Raw genomic sequence first — 23,701 nt, 5'->3', positions numbered from 1 at the left:
TCTCAATCAACCCAGGCGCCATTCTATACGTTATCCGGGTTCTTGTTACCCGAACTGTTTTCGTACAGCACCTTCACGAGGTCATTAACTCCACTGCTATCGTAGCTGAAGTTCTGGAGAACTGCGACCTCCTGATAGGTGTTGGCATTGCTTGTATTGCCGTCGACGTCGACGCTGAGGATCGAAGTGCCGTTACCCTGGTCTTCGATCTTCACATAACCCGCCGTCTCCAGGTTGGTGTTGGGCGCTATGCCCTTCAACAGTTCGCTGAGATCGATCTGGTCACCCTCGGCCGGATTGAAGTCGGTGATGACGTCGTTGATCGCCCCCAACGTGTCGGCACTGATGACGAAGGTGTCGGCGCCCGATCCGCCGGTCATGGTGTCAGCGCCGTCACCGCCGTGCAGGATGTCGTTGCCATCGCCACCGAAGAGCAGGTCATTCCCGCCGTTGCCGATCAGCACATCGTTGCCGCCGTTGCCACGCATTTCGGTGGCCGCGTTGTTGATAAGATCGATCATCACATCGTCGGAACTGGTACCGTCCATGGCCCCGACGGTGTCATGCGATATCGAGACATCGGCTTTGCCGCCAGTGGCGTAGGCATATTTGAAATCGCCCCAGTCTGTGTCATCCCCCCACCATCCCGAGTTGTTCTTGACCGTCACGTAACCCGGATTCGTCGCCAGGCTTACCGACGCCAAGTCACTGGGATTACTGACCGTCGCAATGTTGAGCGAGGGATTGGGGCCGTCCGGATCATCGTTTGCCAGCAGCGCCCAATTGGGCAATTGCAGCACGCTACCATCAACTGGTGCAATGTTGACGATAACATTGTCATCCGTCGCTGCTGCAGCATCGTTGACAGCAGTAATGTTGATCGTTGCACTGTCACTTGCGATTTGTGTTCCGCCGGAGCCGGTGTTGCCACCGTCGCTAACCGTCAGCGTCAGAACCGCGCTGCTCGGCGGCGCATCGTTGTTCGCATTATAGCGAATAGTCCCAGCCGAGCCCGACCCCGTGTCGACACCACCCAGAAGATTGTTGATCTGGGCAATGGTACCGGTCAATGTTACGGAACCGGTGCCACTTCCGCTGACGGAAACGCCGCTATTCCCTCGTACGACATCCAGAATGCCGAATGTCACCGACAGTACGGCTGTCACGGTGCCTGAACCTGCATCCACATCCGCGATCGACAATCCGGTGCCATGCAATGTCAGGTTGGTTTGCTCGGTCGCGCTGTAGCTAGTGGGAGCAATGGCCGCTGTCGGTGCATCATTCACCGCCGCCAGGTTGATCGTCAGCGTGTTCGGCGACGTGTCGGTGTTCTTCCCGCCATTTGCCGTGCCGCCATTGTCGACCACCTGGAACGACAGGTTGACCGAGCCATTGGCATTCGCCGCGGGAACATAGGTCAGCTGACCGGCGGCGATCGCCGTTGACGAGATCGTCGCCCCGGCAAGCACAGCAACGCCGTTGAGCAGCAACTGGCCACCTGCCGGCAGTGTCGTGATGATCACCGACTGGAGCTGATGGTTGTCGCTGTCGGTGAAGCTGAAGTTGCCCGCCGTCAGCGTGACAGTGGTGTCTTCAGTGCCGTTGACAACGCCATCGATGCCGACTGGCGCCTGGTTGATGTTTTGGACCGTGATATCCAGGTTCGCCGACGCCGTGTCACCGTCACCGTCGCGAACGACGTAGGTGAAGTGCTCGACCCTGTCCTGGGTCACGCTTGCCGGCGCCTTGTAGCTCCAGTCGCCGGCGTTCTTTCCTCCAGCCGTTGCGAACTGGAAGGTGAAGGTTCCGCCAGTGGCCGTGTTCACGGTGAACGACGTTCCGGCGATCGCGCCACCGCTGGACTTGGCGATCGAATTGGCGCCGTTCCACGTGTAGGTCACGCCGTCGACCTCGATCGACAGGATACGGCCACCGTCGGCGCCGAAGCCGCCGTCATTGGAGAGCACGTTTCCGGTGGTCGAGCCCGGCAGGGTACCCGTCAGGGTAGAGCTCAGCTGCGTCGCATCCGTGATGACGATCGGCGGGAAGTTGGCATTGCCATTCGCCCAGGCAACAGGATCGAGCGCAGTGGTGCTCACGCCAGAACCGATGCCCACGGCGTAAACGTTGTCCACGGCGTCGTTGGTCGCGCCGTTGCCGTCAGGATTGACAAGGAAGTTCTGCCAAACCGTCGTTTCGCCGGCATCAAGCCCCGCCGAATTGGGATCGGGATCGCCGTCCGACAGGAAGTAGACATTGGTGAGATCGGCCGCAGTGGGCCCGGTGCCCCAGCTGGCGCGAACCGCCCCGGTTGCTGCATCGTAGTTGGTGCCGCCGCCGGTGACTCTGGTGTTGATGAAGCTCTCGATATCGGCCCTGTCGGCCGGATTGCTCCAGGTGCCCCATTTGGGATCGTTGACCTGGACCTGGTCGTAGAACTCAACAACCATCACCTGGTTGATGGTGACACCGCTCGAATTGAGCAAGTTGAGGGCCGCCGCCTTGGCCATGGCCAGCCGCGACTGAACGCCCGGGGTGTTGGGGTCCCCGTCATCGGCCATGCTGCCGGAGGTGTCGATGACCAGCACGACATTCATGCTCGGCTTGGCACCCTCGACAACCGTGGCCGTATCGTTCTTGGCCAGCGGCATGTCGTCATCGACCTTGATCGACAAACTGCCATTGGCCGTGTCGCCATTGCTGTCGGTGATGGTGTAGCCGAGGCTGATGTCGATATCGTCCTCGGTGCCAGCCGTCTTGTGGTCCAGCGGCTTGAGCAAGGTGAACTCATAGCTGGTGCCGGTGAGCGTGACCTTGAATGCAGCATTTGCCGCGGCCGCCGACGTGTCGGTGGTGCCGTACAGCGTCTTGGTGCCCGCATCCCAATGGTAGAACAGCTGCTGTCCGCCGGCGCTGACCGTCGGGTAACCGCTCGCCGTCACCGCAGCGCCGTTGGTGACGCCGAACGCCACGGATCCAGCCCCATCGGGACCGAAGCTGCCTAACGATCCCGTCAGGCCCGACTGCGCCGCATCACCGTCACTGTTCGTGTTGTGGTTGCCGGCAGCCAGATCGTCTTCATCGGCGGTCACCGCAGCAGAAGTCGCCGTGGGCGATGCGCTGTTGACCACCTTGATCACCTCGCTGCTGCTGTGCTCGTCGCCGTCGCGATCCACCACCTTGACGCCGAGCGTGAAGTTCTGGTCAGCGGCGACGGAGTTGTTGGGCGAAGCAAAGGTCCAGGTGCCATTGTCGTTGAAGGTGACCTTACCTCCGGCAACGTTCAACTCGAGGCTGCCAAAGGCCCCCGTCGTGACCGTCTGCGTTTGCGAACCCGCGGAGAAGACGATCTCCTTCAGTCCGTCGGCGCCGGCTGCCTGGCTCCAGGTGCCCGAAATCGAACCGCCCTCGGTTACCTGCGGGGCAACCGGATCGTTGTTGACGGCAGTGTTCGCAATCGGCGTGTCGTCGTCGATGACGACGGTGAAGCTGGTGGTGCCGACGCTGCCGTCGGCATCCGTCACCTTCACGTCGACGGTGAACGGTGCCGTGTCGTCCTCCGTGCCGCTCACCGAGTGCTTGACCGGCTGCAGCAGCGTCATCTGGTAGGACGCACCCGTATTGGTCGGCGCGCCGACAACGATCCTGAACACCTGGTTGGCCGCATTGCCGGCATCGGCGCCGACATAACCAATCAGCTGGCTACCCACCCAGGCCGTCTTGACCGCCTGGCCGTCCAGCGTCTGAAGACCCGTCGCATCGCTCGCCGTCGACAGCGTCACGCTGCCGATGGCATCGCCCCCCAGCGTATAGCTGATCGTGCCAGACAGAGCCGGCGAGGCATCGTCCGTGCCACCCGCATTGCCGTTTGCACCGGCGATGTCGTCTTCATCGGCAACAAGCTGCGTCGCCGATACGCCGACCCCCGTCACTCCCGTGTCGGTGACCTGGAACGTCACCTTCTTGGTGATCGCATCGCCATCCTTGTCGGTGACCGTGTAGCTGAACGTCTCCGTCGCGCCCGAGGTGCCGACATTGGTGGCCGGCGTGTAGATCAGGTGGCCATTGTTGTCGATCGACAACGTGCCGCTGGTGCCGCCGGTGTTGCTGAAGGCGATCTGCTGCAGCGTGCCGGCAAGACCGTCGGCGCCGGCGTTGATCCCCAGCAGGGTCGTCGCAACGCCAAGATCCTGCGTCCCGCTGCCCTCGACGTAGCTGCCGCCCGGATGGTTCCCGGCGACAGGCACGTCGTCGTCGATGGTGACGGTGAAGCCAGTCGTGCCGGTGCTGCCGTCGCCGTCCGTGACCGTTGCGGTGACCGAGATCGACAGATCGTCCTCGAACGCCGTCTCGGCGCCATCGTTCAGCCCATCCTCGTCATGGGCGGGATGCGCGACCGGCTGCAGCAGTTCGACCGTGTAGGAGGCGCTGTTGGCGGCGTTCGACGCCGTGCCGACCGCCGTCAGCGTGATCCTGAACACCACGTCGGACGGATTGGTGCCGTAGCCGACCAGAACCTTGCCGATCGGATCCCACTGCGTGCTGATCGACGTACCGTCCAGCTTGGTGAAGCCGACGGTCGCCGAAAGTGCGACCGAAGCACCGTTACCGTCCGCACCCAACGTGTAGCTGATCGTGCCGCCCGGAACCGGCGTCGTCAGATCGCCGGGCCCATCGGCAACTCCGCCAGCGCCGGCGATGTCGTCCTCATCAACCAGGGCATCGGTCGCCGACAGGTTGCTGACGCCGGTGTCGGAGATCTCGAACGTCACCTGCTTGGTGATCGCATCGCCGTCCTTGTCGGTGACCGTATAGCTGAACGTCTCCGTCGCACCCGAGGTGCCGACATTGGCGGCCGGCGTGTAGATCAGGTGGCCGTTGTTGTCGATCGACAGCGCACCGCCAGTGCCGCCGGTGTTGTTGAAGGCGATCTGCTGCAGCGTGCCGGCAAGACCGTCGGCACCGCCGCTGATTCCGAGCAGGGTTGTCGCAACGCCAAGATCCTGAGTCGCGCTGCCCTCGACGAAGCTGCCGCCCGGATGGTTGCCGGCAATCGGCACGTCGTCGTTGAACTCGATCGCCAGCGTACCGGTATCAGTGTCGGCAGCTGACGTGTCGGTGTCGGAGTCGCCAACAGTGAATGTGATCGGCGGGATGACGCTGACACTCGCCTCCGAGTTGTCTGCATTGGCGTGCAGCACAGGTATCTTCAGCGCCAGGTCGTAATGGCCGCTGTTTGGATTGAGCACGATCTCGAACAGAACCTGGCCGGTTCGCGGGGCAGCAACCGCGCCTGGCGCCGCCCCCGAGACGGTTGCCGTCAACGTGTTGCCGACGAGGCTGTAGGAGACCATTTCCTGACCAACCTGCGCGGACTGGCCACTCATGCCGGCGAAGCTGAACACCAGTGCGCCATCGCCGCCGCTGCCCTGCAGCGCGCCGGAGAAGGTCGATTCCTTGCCGTCATTGTCGTTGTCTGGGACTGCGATATCCTGGAGACCACCAGTATTGGCACCGGACAGGCCGTCGTCATCGACGGCCGCCGAAGCGTCGATGGCCACGGGCTTCGAGCCGCCGAGCTTGATATCGAAGCCATCGGAGACCGAGTCGCCATCGCCGTCCTTGCCGGTGACCTGGAAGTTCAGCTTGTCGATGACCGCATCGCCGTGCGTTTCGCCACCGACGCTGATGAGCTTGAACTTCGGAGCAGGACCATCCACTCCAACCGTCGTCACTTCGAGGCTGAAGAACTTCTCGCCCGGGTCAAGAGGCGGCGTGATCGTCACGGTGCCGTCCGAACTGAAATCCGCGCTGCTGCCAGACGCGACAATGTTGCCGTCCTGATCCTTTGCGACCCAGTCCAGGCGAACCGTTCCGTTGCCAAAATGGTTGACGCCCAGCTTGGCCGAGGTCATCTCGACATCGTAAACGATGGCAAACTTCTCGCCGGGGTTCATGCCATTGTTGCCAATGCCGATGCCATCACCGGAACCGCTGAGCAGACCGCCGTCGAGGCCCTTGAGCGTGAAGCCTTCGTAATCCTTGGTCGCGGTCGGCCCAAAGCCGCTCGAAACTGAGACTTCCGGCAGCGTGTTGCCGCCGCCCGGCAGCGAGTTCACCTGGTTGAAGGTGTAGGTGCCGTCGCCATTGAGCTGAAGCGTATAGAGCGTTGCGCCGCCCTGACCCCCAATCGTGGCTGTCAGGGTCTTGCCGTCGCCAGAGAGGGTGGTGGTGACGCCTTCAAGCTCTGGCCAACCGGTGATGCGGAGGCCGTCCGTCGCGTGCTGGCCATCCTCGCCAAAGGCAAGGTTCAGATCGCCTGTCACTGCCGTATTGTAGGCCGACACCGCGCCGTCCTCGATGCCGCCATTAACGAATTCCGGGCTGTCGTCGTCGACGCTGATGGCGACCGTGCCGGTCGCGGTGTCGCCATCGCCATCGGTGATGGTGAAGCCGAAATCGAGCGGACGATTGTCTTCGAAAGACGTCTCCTCTTCGCTCGTGGCAGGGTTGTCAGTAACCGAATGCACCAGCGGCTGAAGCATGGTCAGCGTGTAGTTGCCCGACGCGTCGATGGTCAGGGTGTAGACCGTGACAGTGCCGACATTGGGCACGTCCATCGTGCCGGTCAGCGTACCGCCGGCACCATTGGCCACCCAGGCCTGATTGTTGACATTGTACTGCGTGCCGACATTGGTCGTCGGGTCGACATAAATCGCCTGGAGACCCGCAACGCCCGTCGCGGCGATCGACTTCAGGCCGTCGCTGCCGGCGTCGAAATTGATCTTGCCGGTGGCGACATTGCCCGCGCCGTCATCGCCCGGGCCGCCCGGAATGCCCGCGGCACCGCCCGGCACGTTCTCGTCGTCGATGGTCGCGGTGTAGACTGCCTTCAGGCTGACGCTGTCGAGCAGGGCGCCGAGCTCGTTCTGACTGCCGGTGCCCTTGAAAGCGAGCACAGCACCCGGACCGCTTGCCGTCACGTTGACGGTGAAATGCTGCCAAGTGTTGGCGGGATAGTTGTTGTTCGCCGGGATTTCGTAGACGAGCTTGCCGTCGAACCAAACCTGCATGCCGCTGGAGCCGGCGCCCTCGCCGCCACGCGGCGAATAGGCGAAGCTGAGCTGGTAGGTCTGGCCGGCCTCGGTGCCGGCAATCGCCTGCTGGATGGTCGCGTTGGTGGCCTGGACCGGAACGACATCCGGATTGCCGTTGCTCTGGGTGTCGCCATCCAGTTCGACGATGGCGTTGCCTTGGCCATCGGCACCAAGACCGCCAGCGCCACCCGTCTGGATCTCGAACGGAACGCCGTCAGGACCCATGGTCCAGCCGCCGCCCGGCAACTGGGCGTAGATTTCCCAGTTCGAGCCGGTCAGTCCGTGGCCATCCTCGAAGCTGCCGTTGACGACCAACTCCTGTCCGAGCGCCGGCACCGTCGGGACGACCGAGATCAGCTTCGGGCCGTCGTCCTCGAACTTGATGGCATTGCCGACATTGACGGTGGCGCTTGTGGTGTCGCCGTCGCCATCCCTGGCGGTCAGGACAACCCTGATGTTGTTGGCTGCGAGCGACAGTTCCTCGTCATGGCTGGAGCCCTGGGTCGGATGCTGCAGCGAGACGTATTGCACGAGCGTGACCACGCCGGTCACCGGGTCGATGCCGACGGCGAATGCCGCAGGATCACCCTGGTCGATCTGGCCGCCGGCAGCGTCGAAGCGGCCGACGATGATGCCCCCTTCGTTGAACAGCTGGATCGCCCGACCTTCGGTGGTGAGCAGGGTCGTGCTTGCGGCACCGATATTGAGCGCGTAGGTCAGCCCGCCGGCGCCATCTGCACCATAGTCGACGTTTGCCGTGACGATGGCGCCCTGCGACTGGGCAACCCCGATGGGGCCGACGCCGCCATTGACGTGCGGGTCGCTGCCCGGATTGTTAACGTTGAGCGGCGAGATCGTACCATTGTCGTTGGCGTCGGGATCGTTGCCGGGCGTTTCGTCGTGAACGACGCCAGCACCCGCGACGGGCGCCGTGATCCTGGGACCGTCGTCCTCGAACACGATCTTGTTGCCGATGGTGACCGACTTCTCGACCGTGTCGCCATCATTGTCGGTCGCCGTGAGGACGACCTTGACGAGGTTGCCCAGATTGACCGGCTCGTCGTGCGAATTCTGCGAGCCATTGCCCTGCTTCGGATGCTCCAGCGACAGATACTGGGCGATGCTGACGCCACCGTCCTGGTCGAGGGCGACCGCAAAGGCGATCTGGCCGTTCGGATTCGCCGATCCATCGGCATTATCCACCCGACCGACGATCAAGCCGTCCACGAGGTAGAGCGAGATCTGGCTGCCGGACGTCGTCTTGAGGCCGGAGTCGGTGCCATTGCCGCCATTGAGGGCAAGCGCGATCGACATCGTGATCGGCTCATCGGCACCCGGTTCGAAAGCATCGGCGCCGTAGCTGACCACGTTGCCCTGATGCGCGTAGCCGAGGGCGGCGGGCTGATTGAGCGAGGCAAAGCGGTCGGCGATGACCGACGGGTCGGCGTCATCGCCCTGGAGGCCTGCCGTCTCGTCATGCGTCACCGCAGCGCCGGTCGCCTTGATGTGGACCTGCGGGATGTCGTCGACAACGGTCACGTTGACCTTGCCGGACAGGGTCACGGAATCGCCGTCCCTGTCCGTGGCCTGGATGACGGAGCCGAAGTCGATCGACGACACCGGCGCGCCGTTGGCCTGCAGATCCTCATTCTGATTGGCGCCGGATGGCGGCGCGACATGGTCGAGTTGGTCGAGCAGGCGGAAAGTGAAGTCGCCGTCGCCGTCGAGCGTCATCGTGAAGACAGGGCGATCCTGGAGAAGGTCGTAATGACCATTGCCGTTGTCGACGAAGGCGACGAGCGTGTTGCCGACCACGGCATAGCTCAGCGGCGAACCCTTGGACTGCAGACCAAGCGCTTCCATCTGGTCGGCTGCCGTAGCGGTGAAGCCGAACCCACCGCCGGTAGCGGCGCCGTCAGTGCCGAAGTTGACCAAGCCTGCGACCGATCCCGTGGCTTTTGCCGCGCCGGTGAACCATTCGGTGTCGCCGTCGGGCGACGTACCGTGCGAAAACGCCGTCCAGAGGTCGTCCTCGTCGACCTTGACGGACGCATCGCCCGGCTTGACCGACGGGCCGTCATCCTTGAACACCAGATTGTCACCGATGTTCAGCGTCGCCGACTGGCTGTCGCCGTCGGCGTCGGTGACCGTCGCGGTCAGCTTGACCAGATCTTCGGCCAGGCTGCGGGCGTCGTCGTGATCGTTGGTATTTTCGTGGCGAACCGAGCGAATTTGATCAAGCGTGACATCGCCGTTGGCATTGACCTTGACGGTGAACACGAGGCTATTGCCGACGGCAGTCCTGCCCTCCACAACACCGTTGTTCATGCTCAGGACGACCTGCTGGCCGGTCGCGGTGTCGGTCAGGCCGGAAACGCCGGCAACGACGCTCAGAGCGTAAGTGACCGATCCGGGGCCATCGGCGCCATAGGAAGCGACAAAATTGTTGGCGAATGACGCGGTCGCGTTGGTGCCGAGGCTGCTGTCGTCGACCGTCAGCACGGGGCCTTCGCCGGACCCTGCGATGGTGGGCGTGTCGTCGTCGACGTTGATTTGCAGCGTACCGTTGGCGGTGTCGCCGTCATTGTCGGTGACCTGGTAGGTCAAGTTGAAGATCTGGTTGTTTTCGTTGCCGCCCGTTGCGTGCTGGATCGGCGCGTTCTGCGTCACGGTGTAGGCACCGGTGGCGCCGTCCAGCGTGACGGTGAGCACCTTGGTGCCGTTCTGGAAGACCTCCAGTGCGCCGTTGGTACCGGGCTTGTACTCGAAGCCGGTGGGGGCGCCGCTCACCAGCCAGGCGACCGAGCCGCCATCGGCGCCGAAATCGTAGCCGAGAGTGCCCGAGGTATTGGCGCTGTCAGCGTCGTCGCCGACTGCAGGCGTACCAGCATTGCCGCCGTCCATCGCGTCATCATCGAGAAGCACCACCGCATTTTCGGAAACGCTGGGGCCGTCGTCATAGAAGCGGATCAGGCCGCCGACCTGCGCGCCACCGAAAACGCTGTCATTGTCGAAATCGGTTATGGTCACGGTGGCGTTGACGAGGCCGGACAGGCTGAGGAAGTCGTCGTGGGCGGCCGGCGTGTCGCCGTCGGTGTTGTGCTCAAGCGGCACGTTCTGCGTGACGGTCAACGTGCCGTTGGCGTTGATCTTGACGGTGAACGCGGTCTGCTGACCGTTGTTCTGGTACACGCCGGCGATGGTCGTCGGATCGACCTGGACCAGCGAGATCGGGAAGTCGCCGATGGCGGTCTTCAAGGTCGAAACACCGCCGGTGAGGGAGAGCGCGTAAGAAATGCCACCGCCAGCGGCAGCGCCGTCGGCACCGAAATGCGCGTCGAGGTCCAGGACCGGGCTGCCGCTCGTGACCTCAACCGGATAGCCGGCCGTCGTGCCTGCCGTCGTTTCATCAACGACCGCGGAACCGCCCAGTCCCACGGAGGTGATTTTCGGGCTGTCGTCCTCGATTTCGATCGTCACATTGGCCGTCGCCGAGCCACCGTTGGGATCCTTGACTGTCACCGGCACGTCGATGCCGACGACATCCTCGGCACCCTGTTCCGGATGATCGATCGGGCCCAGGATCGTAACCTCGAACGCACCCGTGCCCGGGTTGGTGATCTCCAGGCGGATGATCTCCTGATCCGGACCTTCGCCACCATCGATCTTGCCGACCAGCAGGTTCGGGCCGACGAGTTCCCAGGTGATCGGCTGGCCGCCGGAGGAGAGGCCGGGCGTGGTGGGCAGGCCGAGGCTGTAGGTCAGCGAATCGCCATTGGGATCGGTCGCGCCGAAATTGCCTGTGTAGACGGGGGAATCGGAACGGTCGTCGGGCGAGCCCGAGCCGTCCTTGATACCGCCCTGGAGCCCTTCTTCGGAAAGGCGGATCGAGAAGCCGGCGAACTCGGGATCGGCGTTCTCGCCGAGGGTCAGTTCGCGGCCATCATATTGCGGGAAGGCCAGCGCGGTGGGCGGCAGCAGGGCAGACAGGTCGAAGCCATTGCCGATGCCGCCGGCGGGCAGCTCGAAATTGCCGCCGGAGCTGCTGGTCGAGCCAGAGGCGGCCGAAATGGAACCGTCGGCACCGAATGCGACGTTGATGCCGCCGGCCTCGAGCGCTGCGATCAGGGCAACGCGCGGAACCTCGACATCGCCGAGCAGGAAGGTCGGCACGTTGGCCGCGGCGTCCTTAATGACGATGACGCTGCCGTCGGCCTGCTCGAGAACCAGGTTGTCGCCGTCGACCTTGATGTTGTCGATCGAGACATTGGCCGGCAGGTGCACGACATTGGAAGCGTCGGCGACATATTCGGCCTGGGCCTCAGCCGGGGCCGCCGCGGTCGGCTGGGTCTGCTGGACCGGCTGGCCGGAACCTGCATCGACGGGAACGGGATCGGCCTGCGCTGCCGGCTGCTGCGGCGAGACGCCCTCGGTCTGTGCCAACTGGACCGTGCCTGCTGCCGAAGCACCTTCAGCCGCACCCGAGACGTTCTCAAACTCAATACTGGTCGCCATCGCCAAATCCCCCTGCCTAATTGGCCCGACAGAACAAGGCGCCAATCGTCATTGCAACCTATGGGGATCGACTAATATATATCTTGGTATGCGATCTTTTCTATTTTTTTCTTTTGGTAAACCGGCAGTGCATATCTTGGTATATAAAATTTTAGCGTTCGAAGACTCAATTGATCAACGAATGGTTGCGCCGCCGGGCGCCGGGCGCCACACGCACTAGGTGAAATCGACGCCGAGCCGGGTTGCCTCGACACGCAGCTTGTCGAACACGCCTTCGTGCAGCGCAATGCCCTGGACCAGGGCCTGACGCTTGCGGCGGGCGGCGCTTTCGCCCGGCAGGCGGACCCGCTCGACACCCTGGCGCGGGGGATTGGTGCGGCAGGCGTCGGCCAGCCAGCCGGTCTGGCTGACAAAGGCGGCCTCGCCGGCGAAGGCGGTGGGGTCGATGACCTGCAGGAAGACCGAGGCATTGGTGCCCTCGGGTTTGTCGGCGCGGCCGAAACCGGCCAAGCCTTGCGTCAGGGCTTCGACCAGGATCGCCAGCGCATAACCCTTCTGGCCGTGGTCGAGGCCGCCGGCGGGCAGGATGGTGCCGCCGTTGTTCAGCACATTGGGATCGTCTGTCGGATTGCCGTGGCGGTCGAGCAGCCATTGATGCTCGAACTTGCGGCCCTCGGCGATCAGCCGGGAGCTCATGTTGTTGGTGGTGATCGAGGCGCTGACGTCGATCAGGATCGGATCGCCATCGGTCGGGATGCCGGCGGCGATGGGGTTTGGCGTGAAGACGCCGCGGGTGCCGCCGAAAGGGGCGACCGAGGCGCCCGACGGGCTGGAGCTGGCAAGCAGCGCCATGTAGCCGCGATCGGTGGCGCGGGTGAGGTAGGCGGCGAGGCAGCCGATGTGGTGGCTGTTGCCGATGGCTATGGTGACCGTGCCATAGGTGGCGGCGCGCGCGACGGCGAGGTCCATGGCGGTTGCCGTCAGCCAGGCGCCAGGCAGGCGCAAACCGTCCCAGGCGACGCAGGCGCCACGATCGGAAATGACTTTGGGCGCGCCTGACTTGGTCATGACGCCGTCGCGGATGCTTTCGAGATACCAGGGCGCGAGCGCCAGCCCGTGGGTGGTGTGGCCCATCAAATCGGCCTCGACCAGGATCTCGGCGACGGCATGGGCCTTGTCCGGATCGAGGCCAGCCGCCTTGAACAGGGCGAAGGCGAGATCGGTCAGCGCATCGGCGTCGTGGCGCGTGTCATCGGAGGCCATGGTCAAACCCTTGCATGGAGGTTCCGGGCGAGCGGCTCGCCACGGAGGAAGGCGAGCACGTTGGTCGCCGTCATGATCGAGACGGCGCGGCGCGCGTCCTCGGTGACGCCGGCGACATGTGGTGTCAGCAGGACGTTGGGCAGCTGCCACAGCGGGCTTGCCACCGGTGGCTCCTCGGCGAAGCTGTCGAGCCCGGCGCCGGCGATGCGGCCGGCCTGGAGGGCGGCGACCAGCGCAGGCTCGTCGACGACCTCGCCGCGCGCGGTGTTGATGAAGTAGGCCGTGGGTTTCATCAGAGCGATTTCACGTGCGCCGATCAGGTTGCGCGTGCCATCGGTCAGCGGGCAGTGCAGGCTGACGACATCGCATTCGGCAAGAAGCGTATCGAGCGATGTTGCGCGGGTGACGCCGCCGGAGAAAGCCTCCTCGGGCGCAAACGGATCGTAGGCCGAGACCTGCATGCCGATTGGAGCAACCATGCGGGCGAGGATCTGGCCGATCAGGCCGAAGCCGACGAGACCTAGCTTCCGGCCGCGCAGCTCGCTCCCGGCATAAAGCTTCTTGTCCCACAGGCCGTTGCGGATGTGGCCGTCCTGGCGCAGGAAATCCTTGGTCAAGGCGAGGATCAGCCCGAGCGCGTGCTCGGCCACCGAATGGGCGTTGGCGCCGGTCGCCATGATGACCGGAATGCCGAGCGCCTTGGCCGCCGCAACATCGATGTCATTGGTGCCGACGCCGTGCTTGGCGACGATCTTCAGCTTGCGCGAGGCAGCCAGCATGTCGCGGTCGACAAGTTCCACCAGCCGCACCACCAGTGCTGCCGGCTGGTGTTTGTCGATCAGCGCCAACACCTCCGGCTTCGTCGGGTAGGGTTCGGTCGAGATGCACTCGATGCCGGCACGTTCGAGCATGGCAAGGCCCTCGGCAGCCATGCGGCCGCCGACCGTAACGATCGTCGTTGTCATCTGTCTTTCCTGTCGTGCCGCGAACGCGGCGTCGGTTCAGCCGACCGGAGGTCAGCGCGAGAGGTCGAGCACCTTGTTTTCGAACAGGCGGTTGCGCGAGCCTTCGAGGTGCTCGCGCATCAGGTCGCGAGCCAGCTCGGCCTCGCCGGCGGCAATGGCGTCGCAGATGCCGCGATGTTCGTCGTAGACCTGCTCGAGCTTGGTCAGCGGACCCATCAGCGACAGGCCGTGCAGGTTCATGCCGACGGCGATGTGCTGGCGCAGGGCGTCGAGGCAGGCGGTGTAGTAGTGGTTGTTGGCGGCCTCGGCCACCGAGCGGTGGAACAGGAAGTCGACGTCGGAGCGGTGGGTCTGGTCGCGCGTGGCGTCACGCAGCTCGGACAGCGCGGCGCGCATCTTCTGCATCGCGGCGTCGTCGTGGCGGAGAGCGGCGAAATAGGCCGCCTCCGGCTCGATGGTCAGGCGGAACTCGTAGCAGCGCTGGATGTCGGCGATGGTCTTGACCGGGGAGAAGCCGAGGCTGGTCTTCTGGGTGTCAAAGACACGGACATAGGTGCCCGAGCCCTGGCGGGAATAAACCAGCCCGACGTCGCGCAGGCGGCCGAGCGCGTCGCGCACCACGGGGCGGGAAACACCGAGCAGCGTCGCCAGGTCGTGCTCGCCCGGCAGCTTGGAACCGGAGGGGAATTCGCCCGAGACGATGCGCTCCTGCAGCTGGTCGAAGACCTTGTCGACCAGCTTGGGTGCCTTCGAAGCGCCCTTCGTGCCGCCGTTGCCCGGCTTTTCGCCGGTGTCGACCGCTTCGGGCTCTGTTCCGTCCTGCTGCAATTCGGTCGTCATGTCTGTTCCGCCTGTTCCCCGCTCGGTGGCCGCAAGAGATCGGAGAGAACCGCGACCGTCCCGAATCCGCCGGATTTTACGACACAGCGCAGCCCCTCGCCATGGCGTGTCGCGATGGTGAACCAGGGCAGGCCCGGCGCCACCTCGCCCTGCGGAAATAGCACGTCGGCGCCGAGCGCGCCAAGTATCGCCAGTGCCGTGTCGCCGCCGCCCATGACGAGCGTGGCGGGGCGAAGGCGCTCGACTACGGCGGCGACCTGCTCGGCGAAACGGGCGGCAATGCGGGAGGGATCCTCGATCATGTCGCCAGTGCAGCGCACGACCATCGGCAAGGCGCAGTCGTCCGGCAGGACGAAGCGACCGTTCGGGGCATCGACGCTACCGACATCGGGATTGCCATCCAGCAGGGTTGCGACCTGCTGGTCGGTGATCGGATCGCGCGAGCCGAAGGCAAAGAGCATGTTTCCGTCGCTTGGCGATGGCAATGCGTGCTCCGAATTGTCCCCGTCGAGGTGCCGCGCGAAGGCGAGGCCCAGACCTCGCGCGCCGACGGCAACGCTCCTGCTCCAGTCGGTATCGGTGACGACGCGGTCGAGGTCGGCATCGGCGGCGGCGTTGCGGACGGAAGCGCGCCTGGCGCAGCCGGCGAATGCCGCCAACACCGGCAAGGGTGCATCGACGCCGCGGCCGACGACGGCACCGTCGCGCGTCGTGCGGCCCTGGTCCGGAACGGCAGGTGCCACCACCAGCGCGTCGCGGCCCGACGCCTCGGCGAGTGCGTCCGCCTCCACGCAGACATTGCCCTTCAGGCGGGAGTCGATCTTCTTCATGACGATGCCGGGAGCATGCGGCATCAATTGCTTCGCCACGTCGCGCACCCTGGCAGAGGCAACATCCGCCGGCAGCGCCCGCGACGCGGTGCTGACGGCAAAGACATCCGGCCTGCCGGCAAGAGCCTTGCCGGTCGCCTCGGGGGTCATCGCCACCGCGACCTTGAGGCCTGACGCGACGAAGGGCGCCGAGGTGTCGAGCGCTCCGGTCAGGTCGTCGGCGACGATGGCGAGCATCAGCGTCATCCAGCCGTTTCCATGCCCACGGCGTGGCAGGAGACGTGGTGGCCGGGAACGACCTCGCGCCACTCGGGCACGACGGCCTTGCACTTGTCCATGGCGATGGGGCAGCGGGTGTGGAAGCGGCAGCCTGCCGGCGGGGCCAGCGGGCTCGGCACGTCGCCGGTCAGGATCTGGCGCTGGCGGGTCTTTTCGAGCTCGGGATCGGCCTCGGGCACCGCCGACAGCAACGCCCTGGTGTAGGGATGCAGCGGATTGGAGAACAGCTGCTCGCGGGTCGCGAGTTCGGCCATGCGGCCGAGATACATGACGCCGACACGCGTGCTGATGTGGCGGACGACGGCAAGGTCGTGGGCGATGAACAGGTAGGTCAGCCCATACTTTTCCTGCAGGTCGAGCAGCAGGTTGATGATCTGCGCCTGCACCGAGACGTCGAGCGCCGAGATCGCCTCGTCGCAGACGATGAATTTCGGCTGGCAGGCAAGCGCCCGGGCGATCGCCACGCGCTGGCGCTGGCCGCCCGACAGTTCGTGCGGATAGCGCTGGGCGAAACGCGCGGGCAGGCCGACATCGGCGAGCAGGCGCGAGACGCACTCGGGCAGCTCGGCCTTGGTGGCGAGCTTGTGGAACAGGATCGGCTCGCCCACCACCTCGCCGATGGTCATGCGCGGGTTGAGCGTCGAATAGGGATCCTGGAAGACAATCTGCAGCTCGCGGCGATAGGGCCGCATGCGCTTTTCGTCGAGCGAGACGATGTTCTCGCCCTGGAAGATGACCTTGCCCGAGGTTGCCTTCTGCAGGTTGAGCAAGGTGAAGCCGGTGGTCGACTTGCCGCAGCCGGATTCGCCGACCAGCGACAGCGTCTCGCCGGCGAAGATGTCGAAGCTGACGTCGTCGACCGCATAGACGGTGGCGCCGCGCTCGCCGAATGCGCCGAGGCGGACGACGAAATGCTTGACGAGGTTCTCGACCTTGATCAGCGGTTCGGCAGCCATCACGCGGCCTCCATCATCTGGCGCTGGGCGACGAAGCAGGCGACGCGGTGGCCGCCCGATCCCGCGACCGGCTCGAGCACCGGCACGCGCTCATGGCAAACGCTCTCGGCCAGTCCGCAGCGCGGCGCGAAGGGACAGCCCTTGGGGCGGCGGCCTGGTTCGGGCGGGGTGCCGCCGATGGAGGACAACCGGCTGGCGCGTTCGTCGGAGAGCTTGGGGATCGAGGCCAAGAGACCGCGCGTATAAGGATGCGTGGGACGGGCGAAGAGCTCGTTGACCGGCGCGTCCTCGACGACGGTGCCGGCATAGAGCACGGCGACGCGGTCGACGAGGCCGGCGATCAAGGCGAGGTCGTGGGTGATCCACACCACCGACATGTTGAGCTTCTTGCGCAGGTCCTTCACCAGGTCGACGATCTGGGCCTGGATGGTGACGTCGAGCGCGGTGGTCGGCTCGTCGGCGATCAGGAGTTCCGGGTCGCAGGCGAGCCCGATGGCGATCATGACGCGCTGGCGCATGCCGCCGGAGAGCTCGTGCGGGTAGGCCTCGATGCGCTGCTCGGGGCCGGGGATGCCGACGAGGCGCAAAAGCTCGATGGCGCGGACGCGCGCATCGGCCTTGTTCATCTTGCGGTGGTAGATCAGCGGCTCGCACAGCTGGTCGCCGATGCGCATCACCGGATTGAGCGAGGTCATCGGATCCTGGAAGACGAAACCGATCTTGCCTCCGCGCACCTGGCGCAGTTCCGACTTCGACATCTTGAGCAGGTCACGGCCGGCGAACTCGGCGGTGCCGCCCTTGACCCTGATCTTGTTGGGCAGGAGCCGGACCAGGCTCAGCATGGTCAGGCTCTTGCCGCAGCCGGATTCGCCGACGACGCCGAGCGTCTCGCCCTTGCCGACGGTGAGGTTGATGCCGTCGACGATGACGGCAGGGCCGCGGCGGGTGTCGATCTCGATGGTCAGGCCGCGCACGTCGAGCAGCGGCTTGTTGTCTGCGGGAGCGGTCATTTGCTGCCCCTCGGGTTGAGAGCGTCGTTGAGGCCGTCGCCGAGGAACGAGAAGGCGACGGTGGCGAGGCCGAGCACGGCGGCGGGTGCTGCCAGCAGATGTGGATAATGCTGCCAGACGCGCAGGCCGTCGGAGATCATGTTGCCCCAGCTCGGCGTGGGCGGGTTGACGCCGACGCCGAGGAAGGAGAAGGCGCTTTCCAGAACCATGGCGGTGCCAAGGCCGGCGCTGACCGAGACGATCAGCGGGCCGATAGCGTTGGGAACGATGTAGCGCATCAGGATCAGGCGGTTGGTGAGGCCGAGCGCACGGGCGGCGGTGACATAGGGCCGGCCACGGATCGACAGCACCTGGGCGCGGACGAGGCGGGCATAGGGCGGCCAGCTGATCAGCGCCATCGAACCGAACACCAACAGGAAATCGACCCAGATGGTTTCGCGGTAGAACGGGTTGAGCGTCGCCTGGTAGCGCGCCTCCATCCAGGCGGTGATCGGCGTCTTGAGCGAGGCGTTGATGACGACGACCAGCAGCAGGTTGGGAACCGACATGGTCATGTCGGTGAACCACATGACGACGCGGTCGAACATGCCGCCGAAGAAGCCGGCCATGGCGCCGAGGGTGACGCCGATGACGACCGCAATTGCCGTCACCACGATCGCCACGACAAAGGCGGTGCGGGTGCCATAGACGACGCGGGAGAAGACATCACGGCCGAGGTCGTCGGTGCCGAACAGATGCGCCAGCGACGGCGCCTGGTTGCGGGCGCTGAGGTCCTGGGTCAGGAAGTCGTAGGGCGTGAGCCACGGACCGAAGACGGCGACGAAGGCGAGCAGGATGACCACGGCGAGACCGGCGACCGCCAGCTTGTTGCGCAGCAGGCGATGCCAGGCATCACGCCACAAGCTGACGGGGGGCTCGTCGTCGGCCACTGTCGAGGAGAGATTGACGGGTGTCATCGTCATGTCAGCGGCTCCTCATCGTGTCGTTGGCGCGCGGATCGAGCAGCGGATAGAGCACGTCGACGAGAAGGTTCGACAGCATCACCAGGAAGGAGCCGATCAGCGTGATGGCCAGGATGACGGGATAGTCGGAATTGGTCAGCGCCGAGACCGTCAGGCGGCCGAGGCCGGGCAGGCCGAACACCAGCTCGACGAAGATGGCGCCATTGACGATGGTGATCATGATCAGGCCGAGCTGGGTGACGACGGGCGTCAGCACCGGCCTCAGGATGTGGCGGAAGGCGACCACCATCTCCGGCACGCCCTTGGCGCGGGCGGTACGGACGAAATCCTCCGACAGCACCTCGATGACCGCGGCACGCGTCTGGCGCACGATCAGCGCGATCGGCTGGAAGGACAGCACAAGCAGCGGCAACAGGATGCGGACGTCGAAAATGCCGCCCCAGCCATAGGGAACGCTGCCGCCCGGCAGGATGAAGATCAGCAGCACCATCAGCAGCGGGCCGGCGACATAGGCCGGGATGGCCCAGAGGAACAGCGCCGAACCGAGGATCGCGTAGTCGATCTTGGTGTTCTGGTTCATCGCCGCGATCATGCCGAGGGGCACTGCGACGATGGCCGTCAGGATGACGGCGCAGAGGCCGAGCTTGAAGGAGACGGGGGCCGCGGCCGACACCATCGCCCAGACAGAGCGGCCCGAGGTCAGCGAGTTGCCGAAATTGCCCTGGATCAGGTTGAGGATGTAGCTGCCGAACTGGACGAGGAACGGTCGGTTGAGACCAGCCGCATCGCGGATCGCCTCGATCTTTTCGGGATTGTAGGCGACATCGCCGGGGGCGCGCAGGAAGATCAGCTTGATCGGGTCGCCGGCGCCGTAATAGGCCATGGCATAGACGGCCAGCATGACCAGCAGGACGGACGGGATCCACAGCAGCAGCCGTGTTGCAATATAACGCAGCATGGCGGGCGGCCTCCCACCGCTCGGTTAGATCTCAGAAAGAGGATAGCACGGGGGCCGAGCCCCCGTGCGCGTTACGCCGGCATCAGCCGACGGTGATTTCCCAAGGGGCGACAACCTGCCAGTCGAGGTTCTTGTCGATGCCCTTCACATTGGCGTTGGCCCAGCGCGACATCGCCTGTGCGTACCAGGGAATGAAGGTCCAGTCCTCGCGGAAGACCTTCTGGGCCTCCTGGGCAAGGGCCACGCGCTGCGGATCGTCCGCCGCCTTGGTGGCGGCTTCGGCCAGCAGCTGGTCGACCTTGTCGTTCTTGTAGCCGCCGAGCTTGTTCTGGGCGTTGGACGAGGTCGAGGCGATGGAGCCGGCGAGATAGCTCGCCGCGTCCGGCACGCGGGTGCCGACGTCATCGCGGAAGATCTGCACCGCGTTCTGGTCGGGGCCGGCATAGGCGTCCTGCTGCGGCTTCATGTCGACGGCGGTGATGCCGAGATTCTGGCGCCACTGCTCGGCGATGAACTGGGCCGCCGCCTCGTTGGCCGGCGAGGATATGCCGACGAACAGGATCTTGGGCAGGCGCTCGGGGCCGCCATAGGTCGACTCGGCGAGCAGCTTCTTGGCGCCTTCCGGATCGTAGGGATAGGGCTCGAAACCGGAATTGTCGGCGCCTGGCACCGAGTTGAGGACCTGGTCGGTCTTCTTGTGCGGACCGTCGGGGAACGAGGCCTTCATCAGGCCGTCGCGGTCGACGGCCATGATCAGCGCCTGGCGAACCTTGGGGTCATCCATCGGCGCGCGCTTGGAATTGAACCAGAAGTGCTGGCTGGTCGGGATCAGCGGGCCGGAGGCGAATTCGGCGCCGAGGTCCTGCACGATGGTCGAGGTGACGAGCTCGGTGTGGGCGTTGAACTCGCCCGACTTGAGCAGCGAGGTCGCCGTCACATTGTCCTCGATCGAGGTGATCTCGATGCGGGCGAGCTTGGGCTTCGGGCCGAAGAAGTTTTCGTTCGGCTCGAACACCAGCTTGCCGCCGTCGATGTCGATGCTGGTCAGCTTGAACGGGCCGGAATAAACGGCACCCGCGTCGGGCGTGAACCAGTCCTGGATCTCGTTGCCGTCCTCGCCGCGCGACTGCGACGCCTTGGTGATCGGCACGATGTGGTTGGCGACGCGCATGAAGTAGATCGGGTCGGACTCGGTCAGCGTCACGACGACGGTGCCCTCGTCCGGGGTGGCGACGCCGGAAATGGTGTTGGCGCTGCCGCCGGTGACCTCGGCGAAGCCCGCGACCTTGGCGAGCACCTGGTCGGCACGCTGGCTCTTGGTGCCGGGCATCGCGGCTACGTTCCACGACCCGGCGACATCTGCCGAGGTGATCTTGCTGCCGTCGGAGAAGGTCGCCTTGGGGTCGAGCTTGAAGGTCCAGGTCTTGGAGTCAGCCGAACCTTCCCAGGTGGCGAAGACATAAGGATGGATCTTGCCTTCGCTGTCGAAATACATCGGCGAGGCCCACCAGGCCGAATTCCAGCGATAGGGCACGCCGCCGCCGCGCAACGGCGACCAATCCTGGTTGAAGGCCGGATTGGCAACCTTCAGCACCTGGCCTTCCTGCGCAAAGACGATCTTGGCGTTGAGGCCGAGCAGCGTGAAGCCCACAGCGCTGCCCAGGCCGAGCCTGAGCGCGTCGCGGCGGGTCATCCCGGCACGCGACGGAGTCTCGGTGTTCCGTTTCGACATCACATTTCCTCCCTGAAACCCGTGAACGGCGATGCTCTGGTCAGTCGAAAGGCAACAGACACGGAAGCGGCGACCGTGGGCCGAACAAATGCCGCCATATTGTAAACATGTCAATTCATTTTTTCAGACACCGGGCGAGAAAAATTAGCTCCCGGTTAAATGCCGCAGGAATTTCCTCGTTAAATCAATACAATACTCTTCTACGTTGAGCGGACAGCCTGCTTGCGCTGGAAAAAGCAACTTGACAACTTGTCTACTTGTGGTCAGTTTCCGGCCATAAGCCAAGTGCAGATCGCGCCCCCAGGGCGCTTGCGCTCGGGAGGATTCCAGACCGCAGGAGCCGGGTGCTGCCTGCGGAAAAGACGGACAGGGAGCGATGGCGAGTTCTAGCCGCACGATTGGCATCACCATGGGGGACCCGGCAGGCGTCGGACCCGAGATCATCTGCAAGTCGCTGGCCGAGATGGATGCTGCCGACCGCGCCACCATCCGCGTCTTCGGCAACCGCGACAGCCTCAAGGCGGCAGCGAAGATCGTCGGCGCGCCGTTGAAATTCGCGCCCGCCTCCGACGGCGCCGACACCATCGCCATCGAGCATGTCGAAATTGACGGCGGCCCGATCGCCTTCGGCAAGATCGACACCCGCGCCGGCGACGCCTCGTTCCGCTTCATCGCGCGTGCGGTGGAAGCGGCGACCGCAGGCGAGATCGGCTGCATCGTCACCGCGCCCATCAACAAGGAAGCGCTGAACCTTGCCGGCCACCACTATGACGGCCACACCGGCATGCTGGCGCATCTGACCGGTTCGCGCTCGTCGTGGATGCTGCTCGCCTCCGAGCGCATGTCGGTGATCCACGTCTCGACCCATGTGTCGCTCAAGGAGGCGATTATCAGGGTCAAGCCGGAGCGCATCCTCGAAACCATCCGCACCGGCCATCGCCACCTGCGCCGCATCGGCGTCGCCAACCCGCGCATCGCGGTCGCCGGCCTCAACCCGCATTGCGGCGAAAACGGCCTGTTCGGCACCGAGGACGACGAGTTCATCGCGCCTGCCGTGGCTTCAGCCAAGGCCGAGGGCATCGACGCCCACGGGCCGGTCCCGCCGGACACGGTCTTCCACCGCGCCTATTCAGGTGCCTTCGACCTCGTCGTCGCGCAATATCACGACCAGGGCCACATCCCGATGAAGCTGGTCGCCTTCGACAGCGGCGTCAACATTTCGCTCGGCCTGCCGATCGACCGCACCTCGGTCGACCATGGCACCGCCTTCGACATTGCCGGGACCGGCAAGGCCAACCACGTCAACATGAATGCGGCGATCGCCTATGCGCGCAAGCTCGCCGGAACGCCTCGGGTGACAGCATGACCAGTTTCGCAATCTCGGGCGTCTTCTCCGCCGCCGCCACGCCCATCAACGCCGACCTGTCGCCCGATCACGGCCTGCTGGCCAAGCATTGCCAGCGGCTGCTCGACGAGGGCTGCCATGGCGTGGCCCTGCTCGGCACGACGGGCGAGGCCAACTCGTTCTCGCTCGGTGAGCGCAAGGCGATGCTGGAAAGCGTGATCAAGGCAGGTGTTGCCGCCGACAGGCTGATGCCGGGCACCGGCGTCGCGGCCATTCCGGAGACCATCGAGCTGACCCGCCATGCGCTGTCGCTGGGGATCGACAAGGTCGTGATGCTGCCGCCCTTCTACTACAAGGGCGTGTCCGACGACGGCCTGTTCGACGCCTATTCGCGCATCCTCGAAGGCGTGGCCGACGACCGGCTCAAGGTCGTGCTCTACCACATCCCCCAGGTCTCTGGCATTTCGCTGTCGGTCGAGCTGGTCGGCCACCTGATCGAGGCTTTTCCGAAGACGGTCGTCGGCATCAAGGAATCCAAGGGCGACCTCGCCAACATGCAGGCGCTGTTGAAGGCCTATCCGGGCTTTGCCGTGTTCCCCGGCGCCGATCCGCTGATGCTGCCGCTGCTGCGCGAAGGCGGCGCCGGCTGCATCACCGCGACGTCCAACCTGATCGCGGATTCGCTGCGCACCGTGTTCGACGGCCACGCCGATGCGGCAGCAGCGGCCAAGGTCGAGGCCGCGCAGGCGCGCATCAACGCCTGGCGTAACCTGTCCAACAGCTACGCCCAGATCCCGACCATCAAGGCCATGGTCGGCCTGAAGCATGGCGAGAAGGCATGGCAGCGACTGCGGCCGCCGCTGGTGGGCTTGGGCGAAAGCGAGATCGCCGCGCTCCGGCCGCAGCTCGAACGGCTGCCGTAAGGAGGGCGCGGTGGCCACCAATACAG

The 23,701-nt window shown here is 64.9% G+C and carries 12 protein-coding genes; 2 read left to right on the top strand and 10 right to left on the bottom strand.

Features of this window, described 5'->3' with window-relative positions:
• Nucleotides 1-23 precede the first annotated feature (23 nt).
• From GGR00_RS18110 to GGR00_RS18065, 10 genes are all read right to left on the bottom strand, one after another.
• A complete protein-coding gene (locus GGR00_RS18110; protein ID WP_184700283.1) occupies nucleotides 24-11,612 on the bottom strand; it encodes a DUF5801 repeats-in-toxin domain-containing protein in 11,589 nt (3,862 codons plus the stop codon).
• Between the two features lie 216 nt (nucleotides 11,613-11,828).
• Entirely contained in the window at nucleotides 11,829-12,875 is a 1,047-nt protein-coding gene (locus GGR00_RS18105) for an Ldh family oxidoreductase (RefSeq protein ID WP_184700282.1), read from the bottom strand.
• Nucleotides 12,876-12,877: 2 nt separating this feature from the next.
• On the bottom strand, nucleotides 12,878-13,840 hold the full coding sequence (locus GGR00_RS18100) for a hydroxyacid dehydrogenase (RefSeq protein WP_184700281.1): 963 nt from the start codon (nucleotides 13,838-13,840) through the stop codon (nucleotides 12,878-12,880).
• A gap of 51 nt (nucleotides 13,841-13,891) precedes the next feature.
• Entirely contained in the window at nucleotides 13,892-14,680 is a 789-nt protein-coding gene (locus GGR00_RS18095) for a FadR/GntR family transcriptional regulator (protein WP_184700280.1), read from the bottom strand.
• Nucleotides 14,677-15,756, bottom strand: coding sequence for a four-carbon acid sugar kinase family protein (locus GGR00_RS18090; RefSeq protein ID WP_184700279.1), 1,080 nt, complete (start codon nucleotides 15,754-15,756; stop codon nucleotides 14,677-14,679). The genes GGR00_RS18095 and GGR00_RS18090 overlap by 4 nt, the downstream gene beginning before the upstream one ends.
• Complete coding sequence (locus GGR00_RS18085; RefSeq protein WP_184700278.1) at nucleotides 15,753-16,745, bottom strand: ABC transporter ATP-binding protein; 993 nt, start codon at nucleotides 16,743-16,745, stop codon at nucleotides 15,753-15,755. Before GGR00_RS18085 ends, GGR00_RS18090 begins: the two co-directional genes overlap by 4 nt.
• Nucleotides 16,745-17,755, bottom strand: a complete 1,011-nt coding sequence (locus GGR00_RS18080; protein WP_184700277.1) for an ABC transporter ATP-binding protein — start codon at nucleotides 17,753-17,755, stop codon at nucleotides 16,745-16,747. Before GGR00_RS18080 ends, GGR00_RS18085 begins: the two co-directional genes overlap by 1 nt.
• A complete protein-coding gene (locus GGR00_RS18075) occupies nucleotides 17,752-18,711 on the bottom strand; it encodes an ABC transporter permease (protein WP_055976007.1) in 960 nt (319 codons plus the stop codon). The genes GGR00_RS18080 and GGR00_RS18075 overlap by 4 nt, the downstream gene beginning before the upstream one ends.
• A 7-nt stretch (nucleotides 18,712-18,718) precedes the next feature.
• A complete protein-coding gene (locus GGR00_RS18070; protein WP_184700276.1) occupies nucleotides 18,719-19,675 on the bottom strand; it encodes an ABC transporter permease in 957 nt (318 codons plus the stop codon).
• An 82-nt stretch (nucleotides 19,676-19,757) separates the two neighbouring features.
• Nucleotides 19,758-21,407, bottom strand: a complete 1,650-nt coding sequence (locus GGR00_RS18065; RefSeq protein ID WP_184700275.1) for an ABC transporter substrate-binding protein — start codon at nucleotides 21,405-21,407, stop codon at nucleotides 19,758-19,760.
• A 376-nt stretch (nucleotides 21,408-21,783) separates the two neighbouring features.
• On the opposite strand from GGR00_RS18065, the gene pdxA reads away from it, so the two are divergent.
• Nucleotides 21,784-22,773 (top strand): 4-hydroxythreonine-4-phosphate dehydrogenase PdxA, encoded by a 990-nt coding sequence (pdxA, locus tag GGR00_RS18060; RefSeq protein ID WP_184700274.1) that lies wholly within the window; start codon nucleotides 21,784-21,786, stop codon nucleotides 22,771-22,773.
• Nucleotides 22,770-23,675: a dihydrodipicolinate synthase family protein gene (locus GGR00_RS18055; protein ID WP_184700273.1), complete on the top strand. Its 906-nt coding sequence runs from the start codon at nucleotides 22,770-22,772 to the stop codon at nucleotides 23,673-23,675. Before pdxA ends, GGR00_RS18055 begins: the two co-directional genes overlap by 4 nt.
• The last annotated feature ends 26 nt before the right edge of the window (nucleotides 23,676-23,701 follow it).

The sequence above is a fragment of the Aminobacter aganoensis genome, from assembly GCF_014206975.1.
In the GTDB taxonomy this organism is placed as follows: domain Bacteria; phylum Pseudomonadota; class Alphaproteobacteria; order Rhizobiales; family Rhizobiaceae; genus Aminobacter; species Aminobacter aganoensis.
The sequence above is the reverse complement of the archived record's forward strand: the minus strand, read 5'-3'. Positions and strand labels throughout refer to the sequence as shown.

Coding starts and splice junctions, on each gene's coding strand:
- GGR00_RS18085 (WP_184700278.1), bottom strand. CDS start 16,745: ATGGCTGCCGAACCGCTGATCAAGGTCGAGAACCTCGTCAAGCATTTC.
- GGR00_RS18090 (WP_184700279.1), bottom strand. CDS start 15,756: ATGACGCTGATGCTCGCCATCGTCGCCGACGACCTGACCGGAGCGCTC.
- GGR00_RS18105 (WP_184700282.1), bottom strand. CDS start 12,875: ATGGCCTCCGATGACACGCGCCACGACGCCGATGCGCTGACCGATCTC.
- GGR00_RS18110 (WP_184700283.1), bottom strand. CDS start 11,612: ATGGCGACCAGTATTGAGTTTGAGAACGTCTCGGGTGCGGCTGAAGGT.
- GGR00_RS18100 (WP_184700281.1), bottom strand. CDS start 13,840: ATGACAACGACGATCGTTACGGTCGGCGGCCGCATGGCTGCCGAGGGC.
- pdxA (WP_184700274.1), top strand. CDS start 21,784: ATGGCGAGTTCTAGCCGCACGATTGGCATCACCATGGGGGACCCGGCA.
- GGR00_RS18070 (WP_184700276.1), bottom strand. CDS start 19,675: ATGCTGCGTTATATTGCAACACGGCTGCTGCTGTGGATCCCGTCCGTC.
- GGR00_RS18065 (WP_184700275.1), bottom strand. CDS start 21,407: ATGTCGAAACGGAACACCGAGACTCCGTCGCGTGCCGGGATGACCCGC.
- GGR00_RS18055 (WP_184700273.1), top strand. CDS start 22,770: ATGACCAGTTTCGCAATCTCGGGCGTCTTCTCCGCCGCCGCCACGCCC.
- GGR00_RS18080 (WP_184700277.1), bottom strand. CDS start 17,755: ATGACCGCTCCCGCAGACAACAAGCCGCTGCTCGACGTGCGCGGCCTG.
- GGR00_RS18095 (WP_184700280.1), bottom strand. CDS start 14,680: ATGACGACCGAATTGCAGCAGGACGGAACAGAGCCCGAAGCGGTCGAC.
- GGR00_RS18075 (WP_055976007.1), bottom strand. CDS start 18,711: ATGACACCCGTCAATCTCTCCTCGACAGTGGCCGACGACGAGCCCCCC.